The organism is Sodalis sp. (in: enterobacteria) (assembly GCF_036327475.1).
Taxonomy (GTDB): domain Bacteria; phylum Pseudomonadota; class Gammaproteobacteria; order Enterobacterales; family Enterobacteriaceae.
The window spans coordinates 1326983-1353672 of record NZ_CP132913.1; the positions used below are offsets into that span (position 1 = coordinate 1326983).

Here is a 26690-nt window from a genome sequence, read left to right on the forward strand (position 1 = left end):
AGCTAATACCCTCATCCAGTTTGCCGAAAATAAACGGTAACGAGCCGGAAAGAATACCGGAAAACCGGGTCAACTCGTCACCGGAATTTAATAAGTTCTGTAAATTTTCGAAAACCGACAGCGCGCATTTTGATGGTAAAATAATCCATTGAGGCGGCATTGGCTTTTATTGAGCGTTACCACCTGGAAACCATCCGACAGGAAATTCTCATACTGGTTGGCCACCGACCTCACTACTGGTGCAATCGACGATCACCGGGTTAAGTAGGTGATACCGCCCCGGGTTGAACGGCTTGCACGCCTCCGCCAACGCTCCTGCCAGTTAACCAAGTCATGCCGTGCAGATTGGTCACAAAGCGCGCGAGTTGACTATACCCGTAAATCTATACACTGATCCTTTAGCCACGTGTGCTGACGGAGGATCTACTCGATCAGCGCGCCACCAACGTCCCCGAGCTGATGATGAAAACTTCAATAACCTAATCGGTATTGAACAGCATCTCATGCACGACCCGTGCACCGGTAAGGTGGTGCTGCCATTGTACACCACTACCAAGATGGAATACTCAGAGAGGATCCCCGGGCGATACGACGATGTTGATATTGGCGCGCGCCAGCGCCGCAAGAAGTTTGGCGGACAGATCGCGCTGAATGCGCATTCCGTCGCCGACCGCCGAAATAATCGCCAAGCGGGAAACCACACCTATCGGCTCTAGTAAGTCGTCTTCAACTCCAGGTTCAGCGCGCCGCTGGCGCCTCGTCAACTCATGCTGCGACACGCAAAAACTGATTACATTCCGAGAGGATTGCGTAATCAGCACCACGGAGCTGCCGGAGCGCGGCATTGCCGCGAAACCCGCGCTGCCATGCCAATCATGCCTTTCATTTTCAGGCTGGAAACATTGATCATTGCCATATTATTCAGATGGGTGAACCTTGACTGGGTTACCTTCCTCAGCGCTTGTGGGCCAGATTAACGTGCCTGGCGCCTGAGGATTGGTGGTTTTTGATAAGACAAGGAATTTGGAACTGCGCGATAGGGACGATAGTTCGGGGATGAAGAACTTTGGCGCCAAAGTAGAAAAGTTCCATCGCTTCTTGATAGAATAGCCGACTGAGTAAACCCGCGCATCTGGAACCTGATTGGGATCGCAGGTATAAACGCCGTTTACATTCATCCAGATTTCGCAGCAACCGGCGCGCAGAAAGGCCGCCGGAACCGCCGCCGAGTAATCGGATCTGCGGCCAGGTACTACCAGTTCACCGCGCTCGTTACCAGCGGTAAAGCCCGCCATTAGGATAGATCGGCGGGGGATATCGTTAAGGCGCCGGGTAGACTCGGCGATATCTATCGTCGATCCAAGATAGCCCATGCGCCATCAGCCTCTCCACCGAGTCGAATGACCGTCACGTTGTTGAAGCCGCGAGCGCGCAATAGCGCTTCCATTGGCGTGATGGAGAGTTATGGAGAGTTTTCGCGGCTGATGATCGCGGCGTTAACGCTATCAGCGCGGTATTGCGCAGTGAAATGCCGTGCAGTAACTATTTGAGCTGCGGAACTCCTACCCTACCTGGCTACGCAGCACCGGATGAGCAAACTCCGGCTTGGCTGTGGCCAACCCGTTCAACAGTCGGATAAAGATCTGTTCGGCGTCAAGGATATTCAGCTGGATATCAATGTCGTTTAGGGTATAGTATGCCACCGCAACCAAGTGGTTTGTGATTTTTGCCGGCGCGAATAATACCGCCGCCACCTTCCCTGGCGGATATTACTCTCAAAGATGTCGGCGATGCGGATAAAACGCTCCTCGTTGGCGACGGAGGAGGTACCACCGAATTTTCAGTGCTTGCATTTCTGTTTCATCTCCTGAATTAAGCTTAAAAATCGCACTGTCAAGATGCGAGCTTTTTCTGGGTTCCTATATACGTCAGTCCGCGCCGCTACCCGTGGTGGTATCAGTGATGGTAAATAATGGTGCCGTGGCTGAAGAGAGTACGCATGATGGTTGGCATTATCACTGTTTTTATTAGTATTCTGTTGGCTAAAGCAATCAGACGCTAAAGCCAATGAATATCTGCTTTACGGCCGGCTGCATGACTTGAGTCGGACCAGTCGATACCGTGCGATACCACGCACCTGCGCCAAAGGCACGCGGAAACGCATTATTATTACCGATAATGCAGGCTAATATGCCTAGCCATTATCGCTCACAGCATCGGGCCAAACGCCGGGCTGCGTCCCTCCGGCGGCCGTTCAGTTGCCTTATTTCACTCGAACGTCTTGTCGGGTTAAACAATAATAAGACAATGGCGCATAAAGAGACGTGAAAATTATCTAGCGTGCCACGCTGTTAACCTTATCTACAGAAATAGAACAGGTGTTAGGGTTTATTTTGATATACGTCAGAAAATGATATTATTCTTGAATAATAAATTCTGTTGACTCTGTTGTATTATTGTTAATAAGAGTAAGCTATGCAGCGTTTAAGCTCGAGAAAACAGGCCTCCAAGTAGGTGTCGCCGGTAACAGAGCGTTAATCACGATATGGCACGATATGCTTAGGCCTGAAGCCTTTGGGATACGTCTTATTCCTCCGCTCCGTTAAGGACTGACCAGCGGTTTGAGTACCTCCTCTTCTAAGTAGCAAAATATGCAGACACCGCCGTCAGTTACTCGTAATATCCTCAAAAGCATTTTGAAGCCGAAGGCTATATGGTCCATGAAGCTATCCACGACGCAGGGATACACCACGTTCTGTCAGAACGTGACATTAATTTGATTATGCTGAAATCAGCCTGCCAGGTAAAATGGTTTATTGCTGGCGTGAGAACTTTGTGAGCATGCCAGCGTCGCTTTGGTGTTTCTCACCGGCCGCTATCACGAAGCTGACAAGATCCTTGGGCTGAAAATCGGCGTCGACGATTCTATAGCCCTTCAACCCCCGCGAACTCCCTATTGTGTGCACGCAATTTGCTATCCCGCACCATAAGTTTGGGCGACATGCTTGGGGAGCGAAAATTGGTGAAGAGCTATAAATTCAATTGTAGCTTAATATCAATAGCCGTTCGCTGCTTAGCTCAGAGTGAGAGTTACAAGCTACCGCACAGCGAATTCCGCTCCATGCTGCATTTTGCGAGAATCTAGGCAAGATACGCTAGAAATCATCGCCACCACTCATGGCGAAGATTATCGTTTCTGCAGCGATTTGGCAGGCGGCCGATGTCTTTCCTCACCAACCTGTAAACGGCTTCCTGCCCCCTTGTAACCAAATTCCTTAGTGCGGGTAGGCTGCACAGGTGGTACCGCTGCTGAAAAGGTGATTACGGACGAGATTCGCCAAAGAGCATAATCGGCACCGCGCTCAGCGCATTTTGGGTGAAACCTCCATCACCCGAATCCGAATAGGAGAGACACACCAGCGCGTTGCGTTTTGGATCACAAAAGCGTACCGCCTGTAGGCGTTTGAAAATCAGCGAGGTGCATTTTGAAACATTACACTCCGTACTCAGGACGACTTTTGATCTCGTCACTTAAGGTGATTGACCCCGCTTTCTGGCAGGAGATCGCCGCATCGGAAGTATCCTCCGTCAGGCCGGGGCCGCCTTTGATGCCACTGGTATTGGCGCGGCTGAGAGATAGCAGGTCACATTGGGCACGTCGGGATCGTCAAACGCTTCCATCACGATTTTATGATCTGGTTCGAACAGCTTAGGCCCGAGCCATCCCGAGGCAGAAGGTGTAGCCCATCAGGGCGATAACGTTTTTTATTCGTAGTTCAGCATATTTTCGTATAGCGCCCATGGCTTCCGGGCGAGGGCACCGGTTGAACTCCTCAGTATTAACTGGCAATAATAAACTTGTAAATCTTTTGCAACTTGTTAGCTAAAATATTGCCATTATGCATCGACGCTTTTTAACGACACATCACCGCCTTCTGAGGATTGTTATGACTCAAGCCGGTATCGTTCGTGACCTGTTAAGCTAGCTCGGTAGCTAGCTGGATCAGCCGTTGTCGATAGACAACGTCGCCGCCAAAGTGGGCTATTCCAAATGGAGCCTGCAGTGCATGTTCAAAGAAGTGACCGGCCTGCCATCGGCGCCTACGTTCGCGCACGCAGATTATCCAAGGCGGCGGTGGCCTTATGGCTGACGAGCCGGCCAACACTGGATATCACGATCCAGCGCCGTTTTAATTCCCAGCAAACCCTACCCGCGTGCTCAAGAAACAATTCCGCCGGCATGCATTGCTGTTAAAGAAGAGTCGGATTCCACCGACATCCGACAGTCGATTCGTCTGGATCAAAGCGCGCTGCCCCAAGCCGAGTTCATTCGGCTATCGGCAATGAAACTGATCGGCGTCGCGCAAAGTTACACCTGCACGTTGGAGCAGCTCGGCAGCTTCCGTACCGAGCCAGACGCTATACAGTCTAAACACACACCCTAGAGAAAGAGGATAAACAGGAGGTGCTTTGTAGCCCGTTCATCTAGATGATGGAGAATACGCCCGCTCTAATTTATCAAGGCCTGCCCCCACAACCTATAAGATTTTATTCTACGGCATCTGCCCGCCGTCGCAAAGCCTGGTGCACCGCAAGAGATTCGACACCGAATGATTCACACGGAGCGCAAACCGAATACGGAGTTGCCGACACCATCCACTGCTAATATCTGATTCCCGTGCACCGTTAACGCTGCGGTTCGTCCAGGGCGGGCGTATCCAGATGAGACACATCACCTGCCGTTTCCACCACCCAACCAGGCGCTAACCACGGGCTTTGTTGGTAATCCATGCGGGAGAGGGAACAGTTACGCAGCCTGAGTCGGCGCTCGGCATAGGCCGGCAGGCCCAAAACGGTGCTTATCAGACAGCCAAGCGCCATGCCGTGGCTGACCAGCATCGGCGTACTACCCGACGGCAGCGTCAAGCAGTGGTTAAGGGCGGCATGCATGCGCATCGCCATTTCGGTCATCGACTCACCGCCCGGAATACGCCCGCCTTCGGTGCCGTTGACCAATTGCCGACGCCAATTATCTTCTTCACGGGTCAGGGTAGAGATATCGCGGGTTTCCAGTACCCCCATATCCAGCTCGCGCAGCCGCGCGTCCACCGTCATCGGGCAGCCGCAGCCGGCGGCAATGATCTCTGCGGTACGGCGTGTACGCCCCAGATCGCTGCTGATAATATGGGTGATACCCAATGATACGGCCCGTTCAGCGACCTGTTCTGCCTGGCGTTCACCCTTGGCGGTCAATGCACTGTCGGATTGCCCCTGAATACGGCGCAACGCATTCCATTCAGTTTCGCCATGACGAACAAGATAAACATGTAACATACTTTTTTTCCGTTATTCTGCGTGAGAAACGGGGTTAACCAAACACCATGTACAATGTAATCGCTGCCACCAATAACCCGGCCAAGATTGACGCCTTCAGCACGCCTTTTGACAATACGTTCGGTACGGATAATTGCCAAGTGACAGGCATTGATATTGCCAAGTGACGGGCATTGATGTTGACAGCAGCGTGCTGTTTCTGGCCGACGAGCGATCATCAGACCCGCAGCAACGCACGCAACCGGGCGACGACCACCCGCCAGGTAATCCCGAGACGGACTTTTGGTCGGCGTCGAGGCCGGCGTTGAGATGATAGGCCTTTGCCTGGATGGTGATTGAAAATGCACATCTGCGCTCCGCCAGCTTAATGTTACCTAGTAGTATATTACAGGGAATCACAGAAGGGCGAGAATTGGGTTATGAAATGGCACGATTAACTGGTATTGTGGACATTAAGCACCGCGGTGGCGACATTTGCGTGTTTACGGAAGGCCGCCTGACGCGCAGCAGCGTGTGCCAACAAACGCTATTTCTGGCGCTGGTACTTTCCATGACGCGATTATCAAGAACCTCGCCGACCGTGCAACTAGACTGGTGTATTCAGCAGCTACTGCATCAGCCAGCGTTTCAGCTCCGGCGGCACCGACTTCAGGCTATTCGTTCTCAAGTAGTGATCGTGATACCGGTTCCAAGCCCGTTTTTCAGTTCTCGTTGGCTGGCGTCGCCCAGACCAGCACAGGGCCTGAATAATGCGGATACGCATCGCCAGCGCCTCGCGTTCGTCGAGCGTAAGCATCAACTACAGTACGTGCAGTTCATCGGCATAGGTCTGGCTCAGCAGGCTGGCGCAGGAAATAGCAGTAAAACACACGCATAGGCCAGGACGTTCTTGACATAGCTGCGCGTTTCGAAAAAGAGAATACTTTCTGAACGCGATGGCGGCGGCGCGTCCGGCGCTAGGGCGCTAGTGTTAAACCAGCTGTTGACTCTGCCGGGCCGGCATTGTAAGCGATGTTTGGAGAATACCGTTACGGCCGAACATCTGATAGACATATTCCCAGTAGGCCGTGCCGAGAGCGATGCTAATTTGTGTTCCAATAGCCAGCCAGGCCGGGTAGGTTTTCCATATTAAACATCTGTGCCTCAATTACACAGGCAACCGGTATCCACCGGTGAACGCACCTTTTAGATTCCACGCGCTCTTCTGACGGGCGAAGGCCTGGCGTAATCTTGGCTGATTCCTTTACGTTGGTCGCCTGACAGAACGTTTAGTGACAGGCCAGCGGGAAGCACTCTTCCAGATAGTCGCACAGCTTGCCGGTGACATCAGCTCGCGCACCTGGGCGATAACCGGCTCCAACGCGCCAAAGCCTGGTCCGGCGTTGCGGCGTGCGCCACGTTAATGACATAGCGTTGGCCCAACGCCTACGTCGCCATGGGATAAAACTCGCGCGCTTGCATCAGAGAACGCAATAACGCCATTCATTCCTTTTTCGGTAACTGTTCCAACCAGGCGGGACCTCCTACATATGGCCCTGGTCAAATATGCGGGTGCGTCGTTCCAATAATTCAGTGAAATGGCCACGCAGAATAACCCCATCGTGCTAGCGCTCCCGTTCGGGATTTCGGTGCCAATCAGTCGCCAGGCGACGCTCTCTCTTCAAGCGCTAGGCGTTCGCTGTCGCGCATTCGCTGCGCGCTGACCACTATCGTGATCAGGGAACGGGCGTTTTCCACTCGGTGCGGGCCAGGCGGGCAAAGACAATTTGCGTCGCTTGGCAGGTTAAATCGGTAGGCCGACGTTGCGGGCGAAATCCGACAATGTCGCCGGGTTATCTTGTAGCGTCGCTAGTGCGTTGCCTATAGTTTGGTACTCGGCCGGCAGCTGCTTTGGCAGGTAGTTGACAAGACCGGTATTACCCTTCTCATCGGCAGTCGTATCCGTTCGAGAGTGACCCACAGGCTGCATTCGCCAGCCTGGACTCAAACGCCGAACAGTTTGTTGCAGCTGTCAGGAAGAAAATGCCCGTTAAGCCAGACGTCGCGGGCATCGTCCCAGGTCTCCTGTCGGCGGCTGCGGGCTAAAAGCCAGCAGGCTACATCAGTCCTGACGGTTCGTCAGTAGTTCGTAACATAGCGCGCTGTCAAGAAGCTGGCCGACAGCAGCGTCGGGTTGGCCTGGATAAGGACAGTGATTTGATCGGGACTGACCTGGGAGAGATCTTGTGATAGCTGCTGGTACGACAGATAAGGATGCGCAGGGTGGGTAGCATTGCGCTACCACGTCCATTTACTGCGCGTCCCAAGCCAAACAAACTGATAGCGCTGCCGTTGGGCCTCAAGGGAATCCGTCTATACCAGCACGGGCAGTGTCATCACCGATCGCCGTTACCTACAACCGCCATCTGTCCACCTTGACCGTTATTACTCATCCTCAGCTGATTACCCGTTCCGCCGCGGGGCATTGTTGCAAGCTTAACCAACCGGTTTGCGCCCACGACGCGTTCCTTTTCCCTTCTCCGTGGGCGGCAGCGGCGTTCTTTAACCGTGGTCGCAAGCCGGTGGTCGCCTTTTCCCATCCCGCGTTGTCTTGCCCAGCTCATTCCAGCCGTCGCGCGGGACAGTCAAAACCCATCAACATGAGGCTTATCGCAACATGGCTCAATTCGTCTACACTATGCACCGCGTTAGCAAAATCGTTCCGCCAAAATGCCATATTTTCCGGCGCCAAAATCGGCGCGCCAGGTCTTAGTGGCGGAAATTGACGCTGCTCCGCATCATGTCCGGCATCGATACCGACATCGGGGTGAACCCTGGCCGCAACTCGGCATTAATATCGGTTATTTGCCGCAGGAGCCTCGGTTTGACGATGAGAAAACCACGCCCGAAGAGTATTCTACCTAGAATAACCGGACGCCAACGTTTATAAACTGCCCAATAGAGCACAGAGAGCTGGAAACTATCACCCAGCCCTACGACGGCCACAATCTGGAATCTGGCAACCAACTGGAACGCGCCGCCGACACACTGCGCCTGCCGCCCTGGGATGCAAAATCGGCACCCTATTCGGTGGCAAACGCCGACGGAGCGCTATGTACTGCTGGAAAACTGGATATGCTGCTGCTCGACGAACCACCAACTATCTGGACACCGAGCCTGTCGCCTGTATTGAACGTTTCTTGCACAACTATGCAGGTATCGTGGTAGCGATTACCCATGACCGTTATTTCTGGATGATGTCGCCGACCGGATCCTGGAGCTGGGCCGTAGTAAGGGAATCCTTGGAGAGGCAACTATTTGTTCTAGCTGGAACAAAAAGATCAGCGCCTGGCACAAGAAGCCTCATTCGAGACAGTGTGGCACAAATCCATCAAAAGGAATTGGAATGGGTTCGGTCGAATGCCAAAGGTCGCCAGTTGAAAGGTAAAGTCAGCCTGGCCCTCTTTGAGGAGCTCAATAATGTCGAGTACCAAAAGCGCAATGAGACCAGCGAATTGCTTATCCTGCTCGAACCCCGTCTAGGTGACAAGGTACTGGAAGTCAGCCAGCTGCGTAATCCTACGGTGACCGACTTACTTATCGATGGTTTGTCTTTCTCCCTGCCAAAAGGGGGCGATAGTCGGCATCATCGGCCCCAACTGCGCCGGTAAACCCATAAACCACGCTGTTCTGATCGCTATCTAGCAAAGAACAGCCAGACAGCGGCAGCATCATGCTGTGGAATACCGTACAGTTAGCCTCGGTAGACCAGTTCCGCGACAATATGGATAACGGCAAAACCGTAATAGAAGGAGATCTCCAGCAGCTGCTCGATGAGCCGGCCAATGATTTGGGCGTCGAAACACTGCACGCGCTGGAAAACGCCCTGTTGGGGTTCCCCGGCTGCGCTATACTCATCTCCAATGACCGTTAGTTCCTCGAGTGCATTGCCACGCACATTATCGACTACCAGGATGAAAGAAACATCGAATTCTTTGAGGGAAACTTTACCGAATGCGAAGGGTATAATAAGGGACGCTGGGCGCGGAAGCGCTGCAACCGCACCGCATCAAGTACAAGAAAATGGCCTGACGGCCAGCAGTATGTTACAGCGCCTTCTTACGCCTGCGCCATACGAGTGACCTGCGCCAAACGCTGGTCGATGTGCTCGATAGTGCCGCGCGTTGGCCTCTACGCCTCTCGGAGGCGCTTGCAAATTTGGCGTCGGCGTCGGCCGACGGTGCCGTCAGCGCTCCCACAGCAGCTCTTCTTTTACTAAAGTAATGCGCTGTAAAAACGCTAGTCATAATCCGCCACGTCCACCAACACGTAAGGGATATGATTATCCAAGTAAGCGCTGGAACTCATCACAATCCGTCGGCGCGTCGAGACCACGAAGACCATCGACGACCCAAGTATTGTTCTTTCACTGAGATAACCAAATCGAAGCGGTACGCATCAGTCATTGCCTGCACGAAAGGGTGCTCACGGCGGTGATATTTTTGAAAAACGCCTAGTTGATGACGAAATCAATATCAATACAGGTCACCTCATTGGCGTATTTCACGGCGAAATCGATGAACTAGGACTGGCCATGGCAATTTATCGTAATCGGAATATTGCAGTGCCATTTCATTGCCGGCAAGGTTTATTAGCAAGCTTGTTGACCATGGTAGATTTGCCACTAGACTACTCGATAATCAACGCCGCAGTGCGAACGAAGAAGTGTTTGACCTCTATTGGAATATAGTTCCAATAGAGGAAGGGATCCTGACAGATTTGCTCTCTGCTGACGGACATAAACAAACGGTCGGAATCGATTAATGACGGTTTCAACCTCCAGATATTCACAATAGTGCGCGAGATTCTGTTTTCGCTTGAATAAATAAAATCCGCTTCGATGCCTTTGCCTTTGTTGGCCATGAAACCCTTTCGCCTCGGCTCCAGACATTGCAAACTGTTGGAGTAATGCTCCATCCCTTGCTCATTGAACGCATAATATGGATATTTTGGGTACTTGAAAGTTTGCAGCAATCAGCGCAGCCTACTCGTTGAGCGTGCGCTGCTGGGACATGGCGCCGTCCTAAACAGCCGCAGATCGCGCTAATCGTCGTAGTTAAGGATCATATGCAACTCATACATCGGATTAAGCCTGCTGAATCAAATAGATGTGCCCGGTATGCACAGGATAGAACTTGCCGAAATCACCCCGACCGTTTTCTACCGCCAGGGAAACTCCAATCCCAGGAAACGGCAGATGACCTCGAGCTTCTGGCGCTTGGGCTTTTGTTTTTTGCGTTCAGCAGCTGGCCAAGGTGGCCTTTGGTGACGCCGCAGGCTTCCGCCACCTGCTGTAAGGCGCATCCCTGCTGCTTGATAGCGCTTTTTAGATAGTTGAGCGACGACATAGTTTCCTCGGCGTCAAAGTTCTTCCAGTATCGCCAGCGCGTCGGCCAGTTTTTTTGCACCGAAGATCTGCATATTTTCCGGCATTTTTTTCGGCACGTTGAACTGCGGCACGATGGCGCGGCGAAAACCGTGTTTGGCGGCCTCGGTGATCCGCTCCTGTCCACTTGGAACCGGGCGGATCTCCCCTGCCAGACCGACTTCGCCAAATACCACCAGATCTTTTGGCAACGGTAGGTCGCGCAGACTGGATACCATCGCCAGCATCAGCGCCAAATCGGCGCTGGTTTCACTAACCTTTACCCCGCCGACCACGTTGACAAAGACATCCTGATCCGCCATCTGCAGCCCACCGTGGCGATGTAGCACCGCCAGCAGGATCGCCAGCCGATTTTGCTCCAGTCCCACCGCCACCCGGCGTGGATTGGCCATCATCGAGTGATCCACTAGCGCTTGGATCTCGACTAGCAGCGGGCGGGTGCCTTCCCACACCACCATCACGCTGCTGCCGGGCGTCATCTCCTTCCCGCGGCTTAGGAATATCGCCGAGGGGTTGCTGACTTCACGCAGCCCCTGCTCGGTCATGGCGAATACGCCAAGCTCATTCACTGCGCCGAACCGGTTTTTATGGCTGCGCAGCGTACGAAAACTGGAATCGGAATCGCCGTCCAGCATAATGGAGCAATCGATACAGTGCTCAAGCACCTTCGGCCCCGCCAATGAGCCATCTTTGGTCACATGACCAACTATGATTATCGCCACGCCATGGGTTTTGGCGAAGCGGGTCAAATAGGCGGCGGATTCCCGTACCTGGGCAACGCTGCCCGGAGAGGACTGCACATCGGCCATGTGCATGACCTGAATCGAGTCAATAACCATCAAGCGCGGTTTTTCCTGCGAGGCAATCAGGCAAATTTTTTCGATACTGGTTTCCGACAGCATCTTCAGATCAGCGGTGAGCAACCCGAGTCTGTGCGCACGCATCGCCACCTGCTGGAGGGACTCCTCGCCGGTGACGTACAGGGTTTTCATTTCGCCAGCCAGCTTGCAGAGCGTTTGCAGCAGCAGCGTACTTTTCCCGGCTCCGGGGCTGCCGCCAATCAAAATGGCGCTCCCCGGCACCATACCGCCGCCCAGCACACGATCTAGCTCGCTAAAACCCGCAGAGAAGCGAGGTAGCGTGTCCGGGCTGATGTCAGAAAGTTTTTGCACTCTGCTCACGCTGCTCTCGCCGGCATAGCCGCTGAACCGTTCGTTGCGCGTCACCGCCGGCGTGGCCGCAAGGCGCACTTCGGTGATGGTGTTCCAGGCATGGCAAACGGTACATTGCCCCTGCCAGCGGGGGTAATCCGCACCGCATTCGTTACATACAAAAGCGCGTTTTACCGCTTTAGCCACAGATTACCTCTTACCTCGGCAAGATAGGGCGCGCCGGACGCCGCGATCGATACGCCGCGGCGAGCACGCTCAGCGTTCATCGTGTTTGCTGCTCAGGATGCACAGCGCTCTCAGCAGATCGAATCGTTACTTTACTCTGTTCGTTGACTTTCGGCTTGGCGTGGAACGTCAGACCTACTGATTGTATCATCAATGAATCATTTGCACTGTCGCCAATAGCCACTATCTGGCTATGGGATGGCCAAGGGATGGGCAACCTGTCCGCTAGGCGCGTCAATCCGCGCTTTGTAACCAGCATCTACCATCAAGCGACCATCGCGAATTGAGGCGATAGCGACTGCCAGCCCAGACTCTGCAGCTTTTTAGTTGGATCAGGCCGGGCATCAGCGGTAACACCTCGCACACCTGCCTCAAAATATCGGCATCGGCCCATTGTCGGCATCGACCCCTTGAAAGCTGGCGGTGAAATCCAGCTCGCCGCGCATTTCCCGCTCGGTGACCTCGGCCGTCTCTGTACGTCAAGCCAGTTTCATGATGCGCTCGATTGTATCACCGTGGAGTCTATATCCACAATCAGCAGGCCCGGCGCGCGAAATGGGACGTCTTGCCAAAGAGGACCACGCCAGGCCGTGATCATGGGACAGCCGCGCGACGCACGCGGTCAGCGACCAAGCCAGACGCACCACTCGATAGTCGTCTATTTGCGGAAACCAATACTATCGCCGCGCCTAGCGCGCTAATACCACCGACAGGACTCTGTTTATCCAAATTTTGCTATCGGCCAGCGTGAAATTCTCTCGGACAGATCGTAACAGGTCAAACTATTTGGCATTTTGACTCCTGCGCTAGCAACGCTCAACAAGCTATTCTATCATTGGCTCTTCTGGCAACATAAAACGTCTAAAAGAGAAAGGAAACCTATAAGCCAGATCCGTTTATACCGCATGGTTATCGTGCTGATTTGCGTCGCACTGCTAGTGGTGTTGATGTAGGGCGCGATCTATTTCAGCCCGAGCCACCAAACGGCCCGCTCGGCGCAGGTGGAGGAGTTGGCGGATACGTTGATTCGCCAGGTCATCGGAGAGCTGACACCCTTGCCATTGATGACCAGCCGTGACAACAACAGCGCACCATCAAATCCTGGGTTGCCTCACGCGCGATAGCCGCATTCTCGATGCCAGCGTGTATAACATGGACGGCAGTCTAGTGGCCCGCTTGGGCGAAAACATCAGCGTACGCGATCGGCTGGCTATCGGCAACCAGCAGGCGGGCAGCTTCTTCAATCACCAGTTGGTGCGGACAATCGAAGAGATGACAAAGGCCGAGCGGTTTTGTCCGACTAACGCTGGATACCCACGTGTTGGATATTGAGGTCAAACAGTCGGATAACATCACTAACTTGATGCGTCTCATGATACTGCTGGCGCGCGCCATCGGCATTATCCTAGCACGCACGCTGCTGAAAACCGCCGCAGCTGCTGGCTGGCAACAGCAGTCGCCTCACCCGCTCACCGCCAATACGCCGCGCCGCTGGAGAAAACGACGCGCGGAAGAAGATAACGTCGTGTCACGGTCGACGCCAAGCCACCGACGTGCCATGAGTCGGCGCTGCCCCACAACTTTAGCGTGCGTCGCCCAATCACACCGATTCCAGCGCTTTATGCGCGATAATACGGAATGTATGCTGCCCGCGCGCGCTATTAAGTTACGCGTTACACAGTTTTGGGGCCGAACAGCGCTTTGCCCTCAGGTACGTGCCCTCTCGCTTTTATGGCGCCGCCCGGCGGGCGGATGACTTTTCACGGCAGGCTTTGCCAGCAGCACGAACAGACGCAGGCTATTATGATAAAGGGTCTCGGCAATCTCCGCCGGCGGCTCGCGGCGCAGATCACATAGCGTAGCGAAGGCTGGCGGATCCGCCGGGCAAGTTAGGCCGGCTTTGGTAACCTGACAGTGGCATATCAGGTGCATCCGTTCTCCAACAGCAGGCACGACAACGGCAATCTCGCCATGACATCACGGGCTTTACTGGCGCAGGAATACGTGATGGGTACCGCCAAGCGCAGTTGCGCCAATAACACAAGTTGGCGCAGTAGCTGCGGCTGCGGCATATGAGCATCCAGGCCGATTTCTCAGACCGCCGTCAGCCTCTTACGGTCTGGCGTAAATGCCGCTCTAATAAGTCGACATCCTCATCCTAACACTATTCGATGGCGGAAAACCGAGCGCGACATGCAGCATTGGATGCCGCTCTGTCAGCGCCAACACTCGCCCAAAACGACGGGAAATCGAAATGACAATGCATATCGATAAAGCGTGATGGGTTCATGAGACTCCCCCATGCCAGCGGCCGCGTGTTAGTAGGCCGAGCCGTGTTCCTCAACAAGCTTATAACATAAAGCACCTTCTGGCAGTGCGCGCTTTCACTCCTACGAACAGCTGGCAACCGGCTGTGCATCCTGCGCATCGCAGTAGCCACATGTCGATAAGCCACAGCGCCCTGCAGTACTTCAAGGTGGTCGCAACGCGTGGGGTGATAGTTAAAAGGTCAGGCTCGGCGCCGCAAGATTGCCTTTAATGACAGAGTCTATCTTGAGCAGCATAATGACGCCAGGGTTACGGTCAACGCAATACGCTAGAGAGGGAAAAAGGTGACGATGGCGGTAGTAAGTTGACAAAAGCGAAGCTTAAGTGAAGAACGGCGTCACAATAATCTGTCGCTGACGTGCGCGAACAGGCCACGGAATGGTGATTCAGTGGCAGGATTTGCTGGCCATCGGCGATACCGGTTTTGCCAATTTACGTAACCTTTCTGTAAAACGCCGGAGAGGTAATCATTGCTTCATGCAACCCGGCACAGTCGCTATCAAACCACCTGTCCATAACAACCACATCTGACTTTCCACTGTTTCAATCCGCCTATCACGATGTCATTATTCATAACCGGAAATAGCCGTTCTGTCGCGACGGCCGGTAAATGGGCTTATCAGGAACAGGAAATAACGACGAATACGATTTTCAAACCCCAATGCAGTTGCAATCAGGTAATAAACAGAAAATAATACCCCGAAGAAATACACTTCCTATGACGATACCGGTTGTTTTAGTCCCTTTAATCGCAAATTGACCGCGGTTACTTTACAAGCTGACCGGACGTCGTGTGATCTGTGTCGCATTTTCCACTTTACCGCTCAACTGCACGATACCGTCTATGGTTTCCACTGTAATCATCTGCGACTTAATCATCTGCGACGGTAGCTCTTGTTGGCCAGGAATTTCGCTTTCACTTCGCTTGTACTTCACTGCATCGCTGGCGTAGGTCTTAATCAACGTTTTGTTGGTTTCCTTGATGTGCCAGTTATCGATAACCGATTTCACGCCCTTCATCCGGGCTTTGGTTGGCGACAAAACTGCTCAGCATCACCACGTCTTCATTAGTTTCAACGAAAATGTCGTTAGTTTCAACGAAAATGTCGTTGTTGTTAACGACTTCATTGCCGACCAGCGCGCTTTTGACTTTCGCGGTACGCGGTAATGACGATATCGCCCATGTGTACCCCGACGCTGACTTCATTGAGCTATCGATCCTCTACCTCGTGGTGTTAGCCGCGGACTTGGCGTCCTGCATCACGGAGATATCCGCCATTGTGGTTGCACCAGCCGGCCAGAACTGAACCTAGTACGATAGCCGTCAGCGATTGCAATCTTGCTCTTATTCATCAATGTTTTCCTTTTGCCACCCAATGCCTGGGCAATAATGCGCCGCCGCTTAACGAGCTGGTCTGGCATCCAACAATTTCCGCGTCCTGCAACCTTACAGTGACCCTTCATTAAAAACGTAAGGTGACATCCACGCTTGCTGCGGTCTGATCTCCTTTTGGTCTCATTCTCTTCTAGAGACCGAATAACAGCCCATCTTCACGGCGCTTAAACAGCGAACTGCTCTGACTTCACTGGATTGATTAACATAATTAACCGCTCCGTCAGTGACAATTTAACTATAGACTGCCATAAGTAATTTGCATGCTAATGGAAAAGAAAATCGTCGAATCAAAAGCAGAAACAAGGAGTCAGTAGCTTTTCGTGACGCAAGCATCGGCCGCCGCGGGCCTGAACATCCAACGACTAACGCTTCGACGAGCAGGCATAAACGCAGGCGCACGGCAGGAACGTCGCGACAGTCGCCAGTGCTGATACAGAGGCGCGCCGGTATATTGGCTGGGAAGAGACCGACCGGTTATCAACAGTCGGCGGCGCCCGACGCGGTGCCAAAACAGCCATACGTCATCCACAACAACGTCACCGTGCGACGCTGCCTGATAAGGAAAGTATGACGCCGCTGCTTTCGCGGCGGCCCAGGACAGACGCGATTAGTGTTCGCGCATTTTATGGAACCGAACATCCGGATATCGTTCCAAGGTCAGATTTAAGTTTACCATGCTCGGGGCGATATAGGAGAGGTTATTGTCGCCGTCGAGAGCCAAATTGAGTTCATTTTTGTGCTTGAATTCTTTTAACTTTTTTGTGTCGCCACACTCCACCCAGCGAGCAGCAGAAACGTTTACTGACTCATACAGCGCTTCAACGTTATATTCGCTCTTCAGCCGCGCCACGACTACATCAAACTGCAGCACGCCGACCGCGCCGACAATAAGATCATTATTGGCCAGTGGGCGAAAGACCTGCACCGCCCCCTCTTCAGACAGCTGTATCAGCCCTTTAAGTAACTGTTTTTGCTTAAGCGGATCGCGCAGGCGGATACGACGGAACAATTCCGGCGCAAAATGGGGGATACCGATGAATTTCAGCTCTTCACCCTGGGTAAAGGTATCGCCAATTTCGATAGCCCCGTGGTTATGTAGGCCGATAATATCACCAGCATAGGCTTCTTCGATATGGGAGCGGTCGCCCGCCATAAAGGTCAGCGCATCGGCGATAACGACATCCTTGCCGGTACGCACCTGGCGCAGTTTCATGCCCTTTTCAAAACGGCCGGAGACAACGCGCAAAAACGCCACTCGATCCCGGTGCCGTGGATCCATATTAGCCTGGATTTTAAAAACGAAGCCTGTGAACTTCTCTTCGTCCGCGCGCACCATCCGAACGTCTGTTTGACGTGGCATGGGCGGCGGCGCCCATGCCACCAGACCATCCAGCATATGATCAACGCCAAAGTTGCCCAGCGCGGTACCAAAAAAGACCGGCGTCAACTTGCCAGCCAGGAAAGCCTGTTCGTCAAAGGGATGGGACGCGCCCTGCACCAGCTCTAGCTCTTCTCGCAGTTGCGCGGCCAGATTCTCGCCCAGCGCTTGATCCAGTTCCGGGTTGTCCAGCCCTTTTACCACCCTCACTGCCTGGATGGTATGACCCTGACCGCTTTGATAAAGGTAGGTTTTATCTTTCGCTAAATGACAAATGCCCTTGAACAGCTTACCGCAGCCGATAGGCCACGTGATCGGCGCGCAGATAATGCGCAACTCGCTTTCCACTTCATCAAGCAATTCCATCGGATCGCGTATATCGCAGTCTACCTTGTTCATAAAGGTCAGGATCGGCGTGTCGCGCAGGCGAGTAACTTCCATCAGTTTTCGAGTCCGATCTTCAACTCCTTTGGCGGCGTCGATCACCATTAAACAGCAATCCACCGCCGTCAGGGTGCGGTAGGTGTCCTCGGAGAAATCCTCATGCCCTGGCGTATCCAGCAGATTGACCAGCGCTTGGCGGTAAGAAAATTGCATCGCAGATGTGGAAATGGAAATACCGCGCTGCTTTTCCATTTCCATCCAGTCGGATTTAGCGTGCTGACTGGAGCCGCGACCCTTCACAGTACCGGCGGTTTGAATCGCCTGTCCGAACAGTAGCACTTTTTCAGTGATTGTCGTTTTACCGGCGTCAGGATGCGAAATAATCGCGAAGGTGCGCCGTGCCGCAATTTTGTCGACGTAGAGGTCACTCTTCATGGTCATGGTCACTTTCTCGATGAGCGCACGGCAAGCACGCGCCACAGTGTCTCTCTAAAAGGGATTTACTAGTTGCAGATTCTACATGGTAGCTCTCCGGCCAGCGGCGGCGTTAGCCCAACGGCAGCGCCATGATAACGGCATCCTCCCGGCCGTCCGCCGACGGGTAGTAATGGCGCCGAATCGAGACTTCATTAAACCCATCGCGCGATACAGGGCGATGGCCGGTCATTGGATTGACGCACTTCCAAGCAAGGCGTCAATGCTTGCCGCTGTTCCAGATTGGTGATCAAATAACCGAGCAGCGCCTGGCCGCGACCTTGCCGCTGAAAGTCGGGGTGAACTGCGATGTTAGAGTGATGGCAAGCTGCGATGCGATCGCCCACGCACAGTTTGAAATTTAAATAGCCTTCGCCTTGATTGCCGACAAAGGTCTTAGCTCTCTAAGGAAAGGCGTGGCTAACTTGTTCTATGTGCCAGGCTTCGGTGAGATCAGTCGGCAGCAGTGATAGTATAGTATTCATCATCACTTATCCGGCGCCATAGCTCGCGCTTAGCACCGGCATCCCCTGAAAGCGCCGCCAGTGGCGGCGTATGGAAAGAGATTCCCTTAAATTCACGCAGGGCGTCAAGGCCGAGCCACCAGCAATGGCAATGGACATTATCCGGCAGCATCATCGCCTGTAAAGGCGTCACCACGTAGAGCTGCGCTGGCGTCAGCGCCATGCTGCGAGCCACATCGGCCACCAGTGGATGATCTAGCGGCGGCGCCACATCGGCCACTAGCAATAAACGAACACGCCCCGGTAAGATGATTGCAACCTCCCCCCGTAACACAGCCGGGCGCCGGAGCGTCCATTGCGTAATGCCCAGTTGTTGTAACAGCCAATCGCGCCTTGTCGTCATTGTTCATCCCGTTGGCGATCTCGATTCCGCGCCGCTATGCTACCAAACTCATCGAACCCAGGGCAATAGAGCACTATACCACTCCCTGCTCGAATTATTGAGGGGCGTTTGTCGCATGTCTGCATTAACCCCACCATCTGCATTAACCCTCACCGTTGAAGTCATCAGTGTCAGGATACATTCTCAGATAAACAGGTATTAAGCCGGCAATGTGCAAATTTGCTGCCGGGCAAGCCTTGAGGCGTGAAGTACACGGGTTCATACCGCCGCCTGGTTTCACCAAGCGTATTCAGCCCTTCATAAACGAATTGGCGGCCGATACCTGCCCACGCCAGGCGTCGTCTACCGCCAGCGGCGCCAGCGCTACACACTGGTGATCCTCGCCATCTATATCAAACCGAGCAATAGGCGGCATAGCCGATCAGCCCGCCTTCGTCATCGGTCGCCACCGCGCCCAGGGTCAGCAGCCCGCCTTCCTTCCTTGAGTACGCGCACCAAGGCGGCTTCACTCTCCCGATTGAACGCCCGCTTGAGCAGACTGTCAATCCCCGTCGCATCAACTGAGATTTCCTTCGAATCAGCAGAGGACGCGGTGCAGCAGGGTCGGTTGTGCCCGGGATCGATGGTGTCCAACAGGTTTTGACCGTCAGGCCAAGTTCCGTATCTCCTTCGATAGGCAGTCGGCGAATGCGAAACCTGACGTCTCCATTACCCAAGCGGTAACCTGTGATGACGCATTCCATGGCAGGGCTGGTGGAGTGGTGCGCCTGTTGCCCTAGGACCTGTTTAGCGTTTCGCGCTATCAACAACATGACGCGCTGCTAAGCGGTCAGAAAGAATGACATGGCCATTAGTGACGCATTCCCGGCCTGGCGCTGACGTAAGGGCATCAATGCCAATGATGTTGAGCGTTAGTACCTGCGGCGAGGCGCGTCAACGTTGATGATATTGGCCTTCACGCCGGCGCCGCAACCGGCCACCGACTCATTAGAGGCAACACCCCTGGCGTCGCACCGCCCTATGAACTATCGTCAGCCTATCAACCATAATAAATAATGGGTTATTGCTGCCCATATTTTTAGTTAATACTCATAGTTACCATTAGCAAAGTTATGGCACAAACCTGTGAGTATGCCATCATAACTAAATAGATACTGATTTTGTCCTGGCTCTCGCTCTGGTGCTGCGCAGGGCGCAACGCCGCATGATACGCTCCATGCCTCCCTGGAAGCGCCCACGCTGAACGATTGGGCTACCACCGCCACTGAATGGTGGAACATCATAATAGACCGGCATCACCAGCGCTGCCACCTCGGTAACGCAACGCCCGCTTCTTGTTCACTTCGATGCAGCAACAAGTTATCAATCTGCGTCGTGGCCGGCTGGGCCCGTTGCCTCCGCCGGTGGAAGAATTGAGGCGCTGTGGTCATCGGGTGCGCAATACCGCGTTAATTAAGCTTTGCGGCTGTCGGTAGTTGGCGATGCAGCGCAGGTCAAGGGCGAGCTAATGCCCTGATATGATAACAGAGACCAGCGCCGACGAACTGATGATTAATAGCTAGATTTTGATCATCAGGCACATCTACGTTCATTTGAGATTGCCATGGCGGCACGGGAACACCTGAAGGATTAACAGTGGCGGCTGAGTCAATACCTATTGACGCCACCGGCGCGGCACACCATAAAACCGCCTGTCGGCGGATTTTTGATCATCAGCGGCACGGCATGAACGCTGGGCACACCTGGGTCTTAGGCACGGAGCCTGTCGCCTACCTTCATCATCCAGCGCACAATGCCGCCCGACGGCGACGTGCGTCATGCCTGATGACGGCCTCGACGACTATACATTTCCACCGAAACGGCAGCAGTCGACCGGTACACCGCACACTGATCGTCACAACATTCACCGCTGTGCGACCGCGCTTCACCGACAAACTGCATATTCATTGGCTTGTTCAGCATATACGTGCGGATGAAGTGAGGCAGCATTTTCCCGGCAACTCACATGGTCGAATGGGAGGCGAACAATTTAATGTTACCGATATAGCCGCTCCTGATATCCCCTTTGTTGGCGATTACCCCGATGAGCGCTCGTGCGATACATATCCAGATCGCTGCGTTCCAACTGATTTACACTTTGGCGGAAAACTTTGCCAGGCGACGGATGCTTAGCACCTCGGCGGCCGGTAGCTCCACTTCGGAGATGGTCAGTTTCATGATACGCTCAATATTGCACAACAGACAGCGCTCGCGGTTTTCCACGAACAGCAGCGCCAGACCGGTACGATCCAAATGATCAAGCGCCTGTTCGCGCCGCGCCTGGTTCATGTCGCCGTTCAGGGTAGCGCCATTGTGTAACCACTGCGCGCCGGCGCTTCAGCCACTTTCAGCGTGGCATTTTGTACGTACGAATAATGGCGGCGCGAAAGCTTCCGCCTCCAGGAACCACTCTGGCATGGTGACGGAGAACAGCGCGGCCTGATGCTGCGCGGGCGCCTGCGTCAGAACATTTTCTACATCTTCGATAAAGCCCATGCGCAACATCTCATCGGTTTCATCCGGTACCAGCCCGCTCAAATTGGACAAATCCAGAGTACCGCAGCTTCAGATGATCCAGCGGGTGGCCCGTGGTACAAGCCACAACCTGAGGCCCTTGGCGCAGCGCGTAATTGCACGTCATAACGCTGTCCGCCGTACAGGGCGACCACGTTAACACCTTTCATATGCTTGGCAAGTTGACCCAGGCTTCCACGATCTGTGCCGCCAATTCGCGGGTCGGCGCCAGCACTAGCACCTGCGGCGCGGCCAGTTCGGGATCGGCCGCGGTTTTACCGCTACCGGGCTGCGCCATGCCCGGTACGTCACGGCCGGCCAACAGATGCAGCATACAGACGGCCTGGATGGATGACGACTTTTAACCTAGATCGGTTAGTGCATTAAGGATAGGAGCTTTCAGCCATAGATCGGCAAAAGAGGTTGCTATTTTAGACATGTACACGTGTCTCATTTCTTAATGGAGGCTAGTCTACATATCTCGTCGTGAAAACTTTCATTCATTTTCATTACAAGTATGAAGCAGCTCAAATTGGATTTAAAACAAAAACAAACCTCACCCTCTCAGGTGAGAAGAGTAGTGTGGACTATGCATATCTTGTTCGTAGCTATTCCTGGTCTGATTCTTGGTCCAAAGTGCTAATTCCGACAATGCATAGAGGCGCTCAACAAATTATGCACGTTGTTAGCAATCGTCAGCTTGAACAGCGCAGAAGCGGCGTTCTTAACCTCGGACTCAAGTGGTGTTTACCTAAATAGAAGCCAGTTTCACTGAGATGCTCGGCGAGCGAAGTGTTATCCGTTGCATTGAGGCACGCCATCAGCGTCGATTCGCTAATGTCTCCCAGGTAGAACTCGACAATACTCCATCCCCATTGCGCTTTATTCGCCTTCACATAACGGCTTTGCAGCGCGTTACTGTTTTATCAACATCGATTTTCTCAAGAAAAAGCCATAGCGAACGGAAGAGATTGTTTGGGTCGATCATCCTGCACTAAGCTGTAGCGGCCGCCATAATACAGGGCAATGCCGCGATTAAAATACGTATAGTTGTAAGTTGGATCAAGCTCTACTAGTAAAGAATCAAACGCTTCATAGGCGGCATCGTAATTGACTGCCTGCGTTAAGTAATATGCCAAGACAATTAAAAACTTCCGGCATATCGGGCCGGATTGCCAGTACCTATGAAAAATCATTGCGCGTCAGCGCTCTCAACCCGAGACTATCATGCAGCACTCCGCGCTCATATAATAGCTGTGCTCGTTCATCACCGGTAAGGGTCGAGCTCGCCAGCATGAGCTGCAAAGTACGGGCAAAACGCTATCTGTATACTACACTAATCACTGTTGCATCCTGCCAACAGTAGCGCCATTGCAACGAACCATCAGCGCAAGCAAGGCCTCATTCCTACTCCTGAAGAAAGCATGAATGAACACCCTGTCTATCATCTGCTTAACACAAGGCGTCCCCACCCTTGTGACACGAACAGCCCCACCTTGGGTAAGGGGCTGTTAAATGCGCTAACAGTTTAGCGCTATCCTGCTTCAGTCAACACGATAATCCTGGCTGGTAGCACTTCCTGGATGCTCAGACGAACACGACCCTGACGGTCCACTTCCAGAACCTTGACCGGCACTTCCTGGCCTAGCTCAAGATAATCAGCCACTTTCTCTACACGCTTATCGGCAATCTGGGAAATACGCACCAATCCTTCTTTGCCGCTGCCGATGGCAAGAAGGGCGCCGAAGCCGACGATGCGGGGCACTAAAATCCGGCCTACTTCGATTTCACAGTGATCTCTTCAATGCGGCGAGTAACGGGCTTTAATCTTATCGGAACTGATCTCAATGGTATGAATGCCCGCCACGAATAATATAATCCCGCGGCGAGCTGATTGCCTGCTCCATTACGCCGAGAACGTGCATACGCGCGCCTTGTTCTGATTCAGTGCCATCTGCAAAATTTCGCGTGTGATGCCTTCAATTTTCATGTCCATTTGCAGTGCGGTGAGGCATTCACGACTGCCGGCAACTTTAAAATCCATATCGCCAAGATGATCTTCATCACCAAGAATATCGGATAACGCCATGAAGTTGTCGCCTTCTTACACCAGCCCCATGACGACACCGGCAACGGCCACCTTGATAGTTCTCGGGCATCCACCAGCGCCAGCGACGCGCGCTGCACACGGAAGCCATGAAGGAGGAACGGTTGGGATTCGGTGATTTCTGATACTGCATGCACGGTGTACAGGAACTCGCTGGCGTTCGGCATTACTGCCTGAACTCCGCGCTTCGCCAGACGGCCGTGACCGATTTCCCGGTGCTTCGGCGACCCAACCATCATGCCGGTTTCACCGACGCAGTACGGAGGGGAATTATGGTGTAACAGGAAACGGTCTGCCCGTTCACCCGTCAATTCATCAATATTCTGCGCATCGCGTTCAGTACCGAGAGTGGCAACTTTAATGCTATCCACCGCGGCATAGCGCTCTTGCGCTCTTGTTTTTCAGTGATGTGATAGGCGTCGGCCAAAATGAGACTCCGCCAGCTCACGTCCTGCGCCTACCATGACCACCTCGGCTTGCCGACTTCAACCACCACCAGATTAATGTTATCGATCATCACCTGCTGCTGATCGCGGCCGTACATCACAGCGCCAAGCATTTGGTCTTCATTTGGTCTTCATTAACAGTTGCGCTTTGGATCCCGCCATCAGCACCGCATTTTAGGTATTGACTACCACCAGATCTAGGCGGCTTGTAGCCAACCCAGCCTGATCACGTACTGACCGTTGATGTAGCCCACGTGCGCGGCGCTGACAGGGCCGCTGAACGGAATACCGAACAGGCTCAGCGCAGCAGAAGCGTCAATCGTCGCCACGATATCGGACTCACCTTCAGGTTAACCGATACTGCGGCGGCGATATAATCTGCATTTCGTTCAGGAATCCTTCCGGGAACAGCGGACGGATTGGACGGTCGAACAGACGCAAAATTAGCGTTGGCCTTCATGGCAGAAGAACGCGCCTGGGAAACGGCCAACGGCGTACACCAACTGATAGTTGACTTTGCTTGCGTGATGTTTACAGTGGTTAAAATACCACCGTTTCGTCCACGCTTACCATGACTGCGGTAGTTGCCTACGGGTCATCATACCAGTTTTAGTATGGCGGTATAATTTAACAAAACAATTCCGAGCGTGCAGCGCAAACCCACTGTTCACCATTGACGAACAACCTTCCCATCAACATCCTCGCGACTAAATCTTTATCTCTCAGTAGCCGCGCGCCACTCACCAACGGAAGAACCTACTTAGAGTCCATCGTTGTGCGGGCGAAACTATCCCCGCCCATCGTGGTGGAGCTGCCCAGAAGAAAGGGGCCACATAAGGAACTGTCTAGTTTAGCGACGCAGACCCAGGCGTTCAATAAGGCTAGTGTAACGCGCTACATCTTTGCCTTTCAGATAATCGAGCAGCTTTCGACGCTGTGAAACCATACGCAGCAAACCACGGCGGCTGTGGTGATCTTTTTTATGCTCCGCAAAATGCCCCTGTAAATGACTAATCTGAGCGGTTAAAAGAGCAACCTGAACTTCAGTGGAACCGCTGTCTTTGGCATCACGACCGAAATCAGAAACAATCTTCGCTTTCGCTTTAACGCTTAGAGACATTACAACACTCCAAAATGATTGTGAAGCAGATGGGCGCCAATCTCTAATTCAGCCATCCGCCTCATAAGTTACACTATTCTACTCTTAGCTCATAGCGATCGCAAGGCGATTATATGATCAGGCACGCGGTTCCACTATCAAGCGGCGCGGCGTCAGCCGGCCTGGCGCGGCGATTTCGCCGATGCCGAAAAAACGCCCGGTATCCCCCTCGGTTAAGCGTACCAGACCGGCTTGCGGCTGCGCTGTAACCGCTACCGTTTGTCCAAGCCGGGCCCGCGCGGCAACATCAGACGGCAGATTAACCGCCGGCATATCCACCACCGCGCTATCCATTGGCAACAATAACGCATCCAGTTGCGCCAGGGTTTCCGCCGTCTCCGGCGCGTCGGCGGCGATGGCTTGCAGTGCTCTAAGCGTTACCATACGCTCAGTGGGATAGTGGGCGACTGCCAACCGACGCAGCGCCGTGACGTGCGCGCCGCAACCGAGGCGTTCACCTAAATCATCGACAATAGTGCGGATGTAGGTGCCTTTGGAGCAATGAATTTCCAGTTCCACCTCCGCCAGGTCCCAGTGGTGTATCTGCAAATCGTATACGTGGATGGGGCGCGCCTCGCGCTCTACGGTAATACCTTTGCGGGCGTACTCGTACAGCGGGCGCCCCTGATGCTTCAGCGCCGAAAACATCGACGGCACCTGACGGCTTTCACCGCGGAAGTGGTTCACCGCAGCCTCCAACCGCGTTTTGTCGAGCGATACTGGCCGGACGCTGATCGTCTGGCCTTCAGCATCGGAGGTATCGATGCGTTCGCCGAGCCGGGCGGTCACCCGGTAGCGTTTATCGGCCTCTAGCAAATGTTGGGAAAACTTGGTCGCCTCGCCGAGGCAGACGGGCAGCATGCCGGTCGCCAGCGGATCCAGCGCGCCGGTATGCCCAGCTTTATTAGCGCGAAACAGGCGTTTTACCTTTTGCAGCAGATCGTTGGACGAAAGCCCGATCGGTTTATCCAGCAAGACGATGCCGTCGATATCACGGCCACGGCGACTTGGACGGCCCATCAGTAGTCTTCCTTCCCTTCGCCGCCTTCATCCGCCGTCGGGGTTGTGCCGCGACGGAGGTAGTCGTTTTGCATAATCTGGCTGACCAAGTTGGACATGCGCATGCCCTCTACCAGCGAATTATCGTAGGTGAACGTCAACTCCGGCACAACGCGTAGACGCATGGCTTTACCGAGCAGGCTACGGATAAAACCCACTGCATCCTGTAGCGCCCGGACGCCGGTTTTCACTTGTTCGTGGGTATTGTCATTCAAAAAAGTGACGAACACTTTGGCATAAGCCAGATCGCGCGAGACTTCGACACCGGATATCGTCGCCATGCCGACGCGAGGATCTTTGATTTCGCGCTGCAGGATGATGGCGATTTCCTTTTGCATCTCTTGTGCGACACGCTGGGTGCGGCTATATTCTTTAGTCATGAT

14 protein-coding genes and 15 pseudogenes are annotated in these 26690 nt (G+C 53.6%); 5 read left to right on the plus strand and 24 right to left on the minus strand.

Annotated features, from left to right (window positions below):
- Position 1 precedes the first annotated feature (1 nt).
- Positions 2–1798: pseudogene (locus GPOALKHO_RS07190) on the minus strand (aspartate kinase); the annotation flags it as partial.
- Positions 1799–2651: 853 nt separating this feature from the next.
- Between GPOALKHO_RS07190 and GPOALKHO_RS07195 the strand changes: the two are divergent.
- Positions 2652–3266 (plus strand): annotated as a pseudogene (locus GPOALKHO_RS07195) (response regulator).
- A gap of 55 nt (positions 3267–3321) precedes the next feature.
- Here the strand turns inward: GPOALKHO_RS07195 and GPOALKHO_RS07200 are convergent.
- From GPOALKHO_RS07200 to GPOALKHO_RS07210, 3 genes are read right to left on the minus strand one after another with little or no spacing between them, the layout of a single operon-like run.
- Complete coding sequence (locus GPOALKHO_RS07200; protein WP_406701918.1) at positions 3322–3531, minus strand: CreA family protein; 210 nt, start codon at positions 3529–3531, stop codon at positions 3322–3324.
- Positions 3494–3643 carry a CreA family protein gene (locus GPOALKHO_RS07205; RefSeq protein WP_406703435.1) on the minus strand — a complete coding sequence of 50 codons (150 nt, stop codon included), beginning with the start codon at positions 3641–3643 and terminating at the stop codon, positions 3494–3496. The genes GPOALKHO_RS07200 and GPOALKHO_RS07205 overlap by 38 nt, the downstream gene beginning before the upstream one ends.
- Positions 3589–3708 (minus strand): CreA family protein, encoded by a 120-nt coding sequence (locus GPOALKHO_RS07210; protein WP_406703436.1) that lies wholly within the window; start codon positions 3706–3708, stop codon positions 3589–3591. The genes GPOALKHO_RS07205 and GPOALKHO_RS07210 overlap by 55 nt, the downstream gene beginning before the upstream one ends.
- Positions 3709–3998: 290 nt before the next feature.
- On the opposite strand from GPOALKHO_RS07210, the pseudogene GPOALKHO_RS07215 reads away from it, so the two are divergent.
- Positions 3999–4237, plus strand: a pseudogene (locus tag GPOALKHO_RS07215) (helix-turn-helix domain-containing protein); the annotation flags it as partial.
- 449 nt (positions 4238–4686) lie between these two features.
- Here the strand turns inward: GPOALKHO_RS07215 and gpmB are convergent.
- A complete protein-coding gene (gene gpmB / locus GPOALKHO_RS07220; protein WP_406701920.1) occupies positions 4687–5334 on the minus strand; it encodes a 2,3-diphosphoglycerate-dependent phosphoglycerate mutase GpmB in 648 nt (215 codons plus the stop codon).
- Positions 5335–5381: 47 nt separating this feature from the next.
- On the opposite strand from gpmB, the pseudogene GPOALKHO_RS07225 reads away from it, so the two are divergent.
- Positions 5382–5878 (plus strand): annotated as a pseudogene (locus tag GPOALKHO_RS07225) (DUF84 family protein); the annotation flags it as partial.
- A gap of 63 nt (positions 5879–5941) precedes the next feature.
- Here the strand turns inward: GPOALKHO_RS07225 and GPOALKHO_RS07230 are convergent.
- Both GPOALKHO_RS07230 and GPOALKHO_RS07235 read right to left on the minus strand, forming a co-directional pair.
- Positions 5942–6190: pseudogene (locus GPOALKHO_RS07230) on the minus strand (Trp family transcriptional regulator).
- 927 nt (positions 6191–7117) lie between these two features.
- Positions 7118–7294 carry a hypothetical protein gene (locus GPOALKHO_RS07235; protein WP_406701921.1) on the minus strand — a complete coding sequence of 59 codons (177 nt, stop codon included), beginning with the start codon at positions 7292–7294 and terminating at the stop codon, positions 7118–7120.
- 696 nt (positions 7295–7990) lie between these two features.
- Between GPOALKHO_RS07235 and GPOALKHO_RS07240 the strand changes: the two are divergent.
- Positions 7991–9405: pseudogene (locus tag GPOALKHO_RS07240) on the plus strand (ATP-binding cassette domain-containing protein).
- A 154-nt stretch (positions 9406–9559) separates the two neighbouring features.
- On the opposite strand, the pseudogene nadR reads toward GPOALKHO_RS07240, so the two are convergent.
- The 3 genes and pseudogenes from nadR to serB all read right to left on the minus strand — a co-directional run bounded on the left by nadR (position 9560) and on the right by serB (position 12949).
- Positions 9560–10721: pseudogene (gene nadR / locus GPOALKHO_RS07245) on the minus strand (multifunctional transcriptional regulator/nicotinamide-nucleotide adenylyltransferase/ribosylnicotinamide kinase NadR).
- A gap of 13 nt (positions 10722–10734) precedes the next feature.
- Positions 10735–12117 carry a DNA repair protein RadA gene (gene radA, locus GPOALKHO_RS07250; RefSeq protein ID WP_406701923.1) on the minus strand — a complete coding sequence of 461 codons (1383 nt, stop codon included), beginning with the start codon at positions 12115–12117 and terminating at the stop codon, positions 10735–10737.
- Between the two features lie 76 nt (positions 12118–12193).
- A pseudogene (gene serB, locus GPOALKHO_RS07255) lies at positions 12194–12949 on the minus strand (phosphoserine phosphatase).
- A 112-nt stretch (positions 12950–13061) separates the two neighbouring features.
- Here serB and GPOALKHO_RS07260 point away from each other — a divergent pair.
- Positions 13062–13720: pseudogene (locus tag GPOALKHO_RS07260) on the plus strand (AhpA/YtjB family protein); the annotation flags it as partial.
- Between the two features lie 143 nt (positions 13721–13863).
- Here GPOALKHO_RS07260 and GPOALKHO_RS07265 read toward each other — a convergent pair.
- The 14 genes and pseudogenes from GPOALKHO_RS07265 to rbfA all read right to left on the minus strand — a co-directional run.
- Positions 13864–14165, minus strand: a pseudogene (locus tag GPOALKHO_RS07265) (TatD family hydrolase); the annotation flags it as partial.
- 1090 nt (positions 14166–15255) lie between these two features.
- Entirely contained in the window at positions 15256–15525 is a 270-nt protein-coding gene (locus GPOALKHO_RS07270) for a hypothetical protein (RefSeq protein ID WP_406701924.1), read from the minus strand.
- A complete protein-coding gene (locus tag GPOALKHO_RS07275) occupies positions 15476–15691 on the minus strand; it encodes a hypothetical protein (protein ID WP_406701926.1) in 216 nt (71 codons plus the stop codon). The genes GPOALKHO_RS07270 and GPOALKHO_RS07275 overlap by 50 nt, the downstream gene beginning before the upstream one ends.
- A 796-nt stretch (positions 15692–16487) precedes the next feature.
- Entirely contained in the window at positions 16488–18077 is a 1590-nt protein-coding gene (prfC, locus tag GPOALKHO_RS07280; protein WP_406703437.1) for a peptide chain release factor 3, read from the minus strand.
- Positions 18078–18189: 112 nt separating this feature from the next.
- Positions 18190–18601, minus strand: a pseudogene (locus GPOALKHO_RS07285) (GNAT family N-acetyltransferase).
- The gene (locus GPOALKHO_RS07290) at positions 18570–18983 is read right to left on the minus strand and encodes a DNA polymerase III subunit psi (RefSeq protein ID WP_406701928.1); all 414 of its coding nucleotides are present in this window, start codon (positions 18981–18983) and stop codon (positions 18570–18572) included. The pseudogene GPOALKHO_RS07285 and the gene GPOALKHO_RS07290 overlap by 32 nt, the downstream one beginning before the upstream one ends.
- A gap of 275 nt (positions 18984–19258) precedes the next feature.
- Positions 19259–19607 (minus strand): annotated as a pseudogene (locus GPOALKHO_RS07295) (GNAT family N-acetyltransferase); the annotation flags it as partial.
- Positions 19608–21078: 1471 nt separating this feature from the next.
- Positions 21079–21975, minus strand: a pseudogene (locus GPOALKHO_RS07300) (DEAD/DEAH box helicase); the annotation flags it as partial.
- 11 nt (positions 21976–21986) lie between these two features.
- Positions 21987–22046 carry a protein YrbN gene (gene yrbN / locus GPOALKHO_RS07305; protein WP_406703439.1) on the minus strand — a complete coding sequence of 20 codons (60 nt, stop codon included), beginning with the start codon at positions 22044–22046 and terminating at the stop codon, positions 21987–21989.
- Between the two features lie 46 nt (positions 22047–22092).
- Positions 22093–22841, minus strand: a pseudogene (gene nlpI, locus GPOALKHO_RS07310) (lipoprotein NlpI); the annotation flags it as partial.
- A gap of 229 nt (positions 22842–23070) precedes the next feature.
- Positions 23071–24494, minus strand: a pseudogene (locus GPOALKHO_RS07315) (S1 RNA-binding domain-containing protein); the annotation flags it as partial.
- 445 nt (positions 24495–24939) lie between these two features.
- On the minus strand, positions 24940–25209 hold the full coding sequence (rpsO, locus tag GPOALKHO_RS07320; RefSeq protein ID WP_406701929.1) for a 30S ribosomal protein S15: 270 nt from the start codon (positions 25207–25209) through the stop codon (positions 24940–24942).
- A 117-nt stretch (positions 25210–25326) separates the two neighbouring features.
- On the minus strand, positions 25327–26268 hold the full coding sequence (gene truB, locus GPOALKHO_RS07325; RefSeq protein WP_406701931.1) for a tRNA pseudouridine(55) synthase TruB: 942 nt from the start codon (positions 26266–26268) through the stop codon (positions 25327–25329).
- A complete protein-coding gene (gene rbfA / locus GPOALKHO_RS07330; protein ID WP_406701933.1) occupies positions 26268–26687 on the minus strand; it encodes a 30S ribosome-binding factor RbfA in 420 nt (139 codons plus the stop codon). Before rbfA ends, truB begins: the two co-directional genes overlap by 1 nt.
- Positions 26688–26690 lie beyond the last annotated feature (3 nt).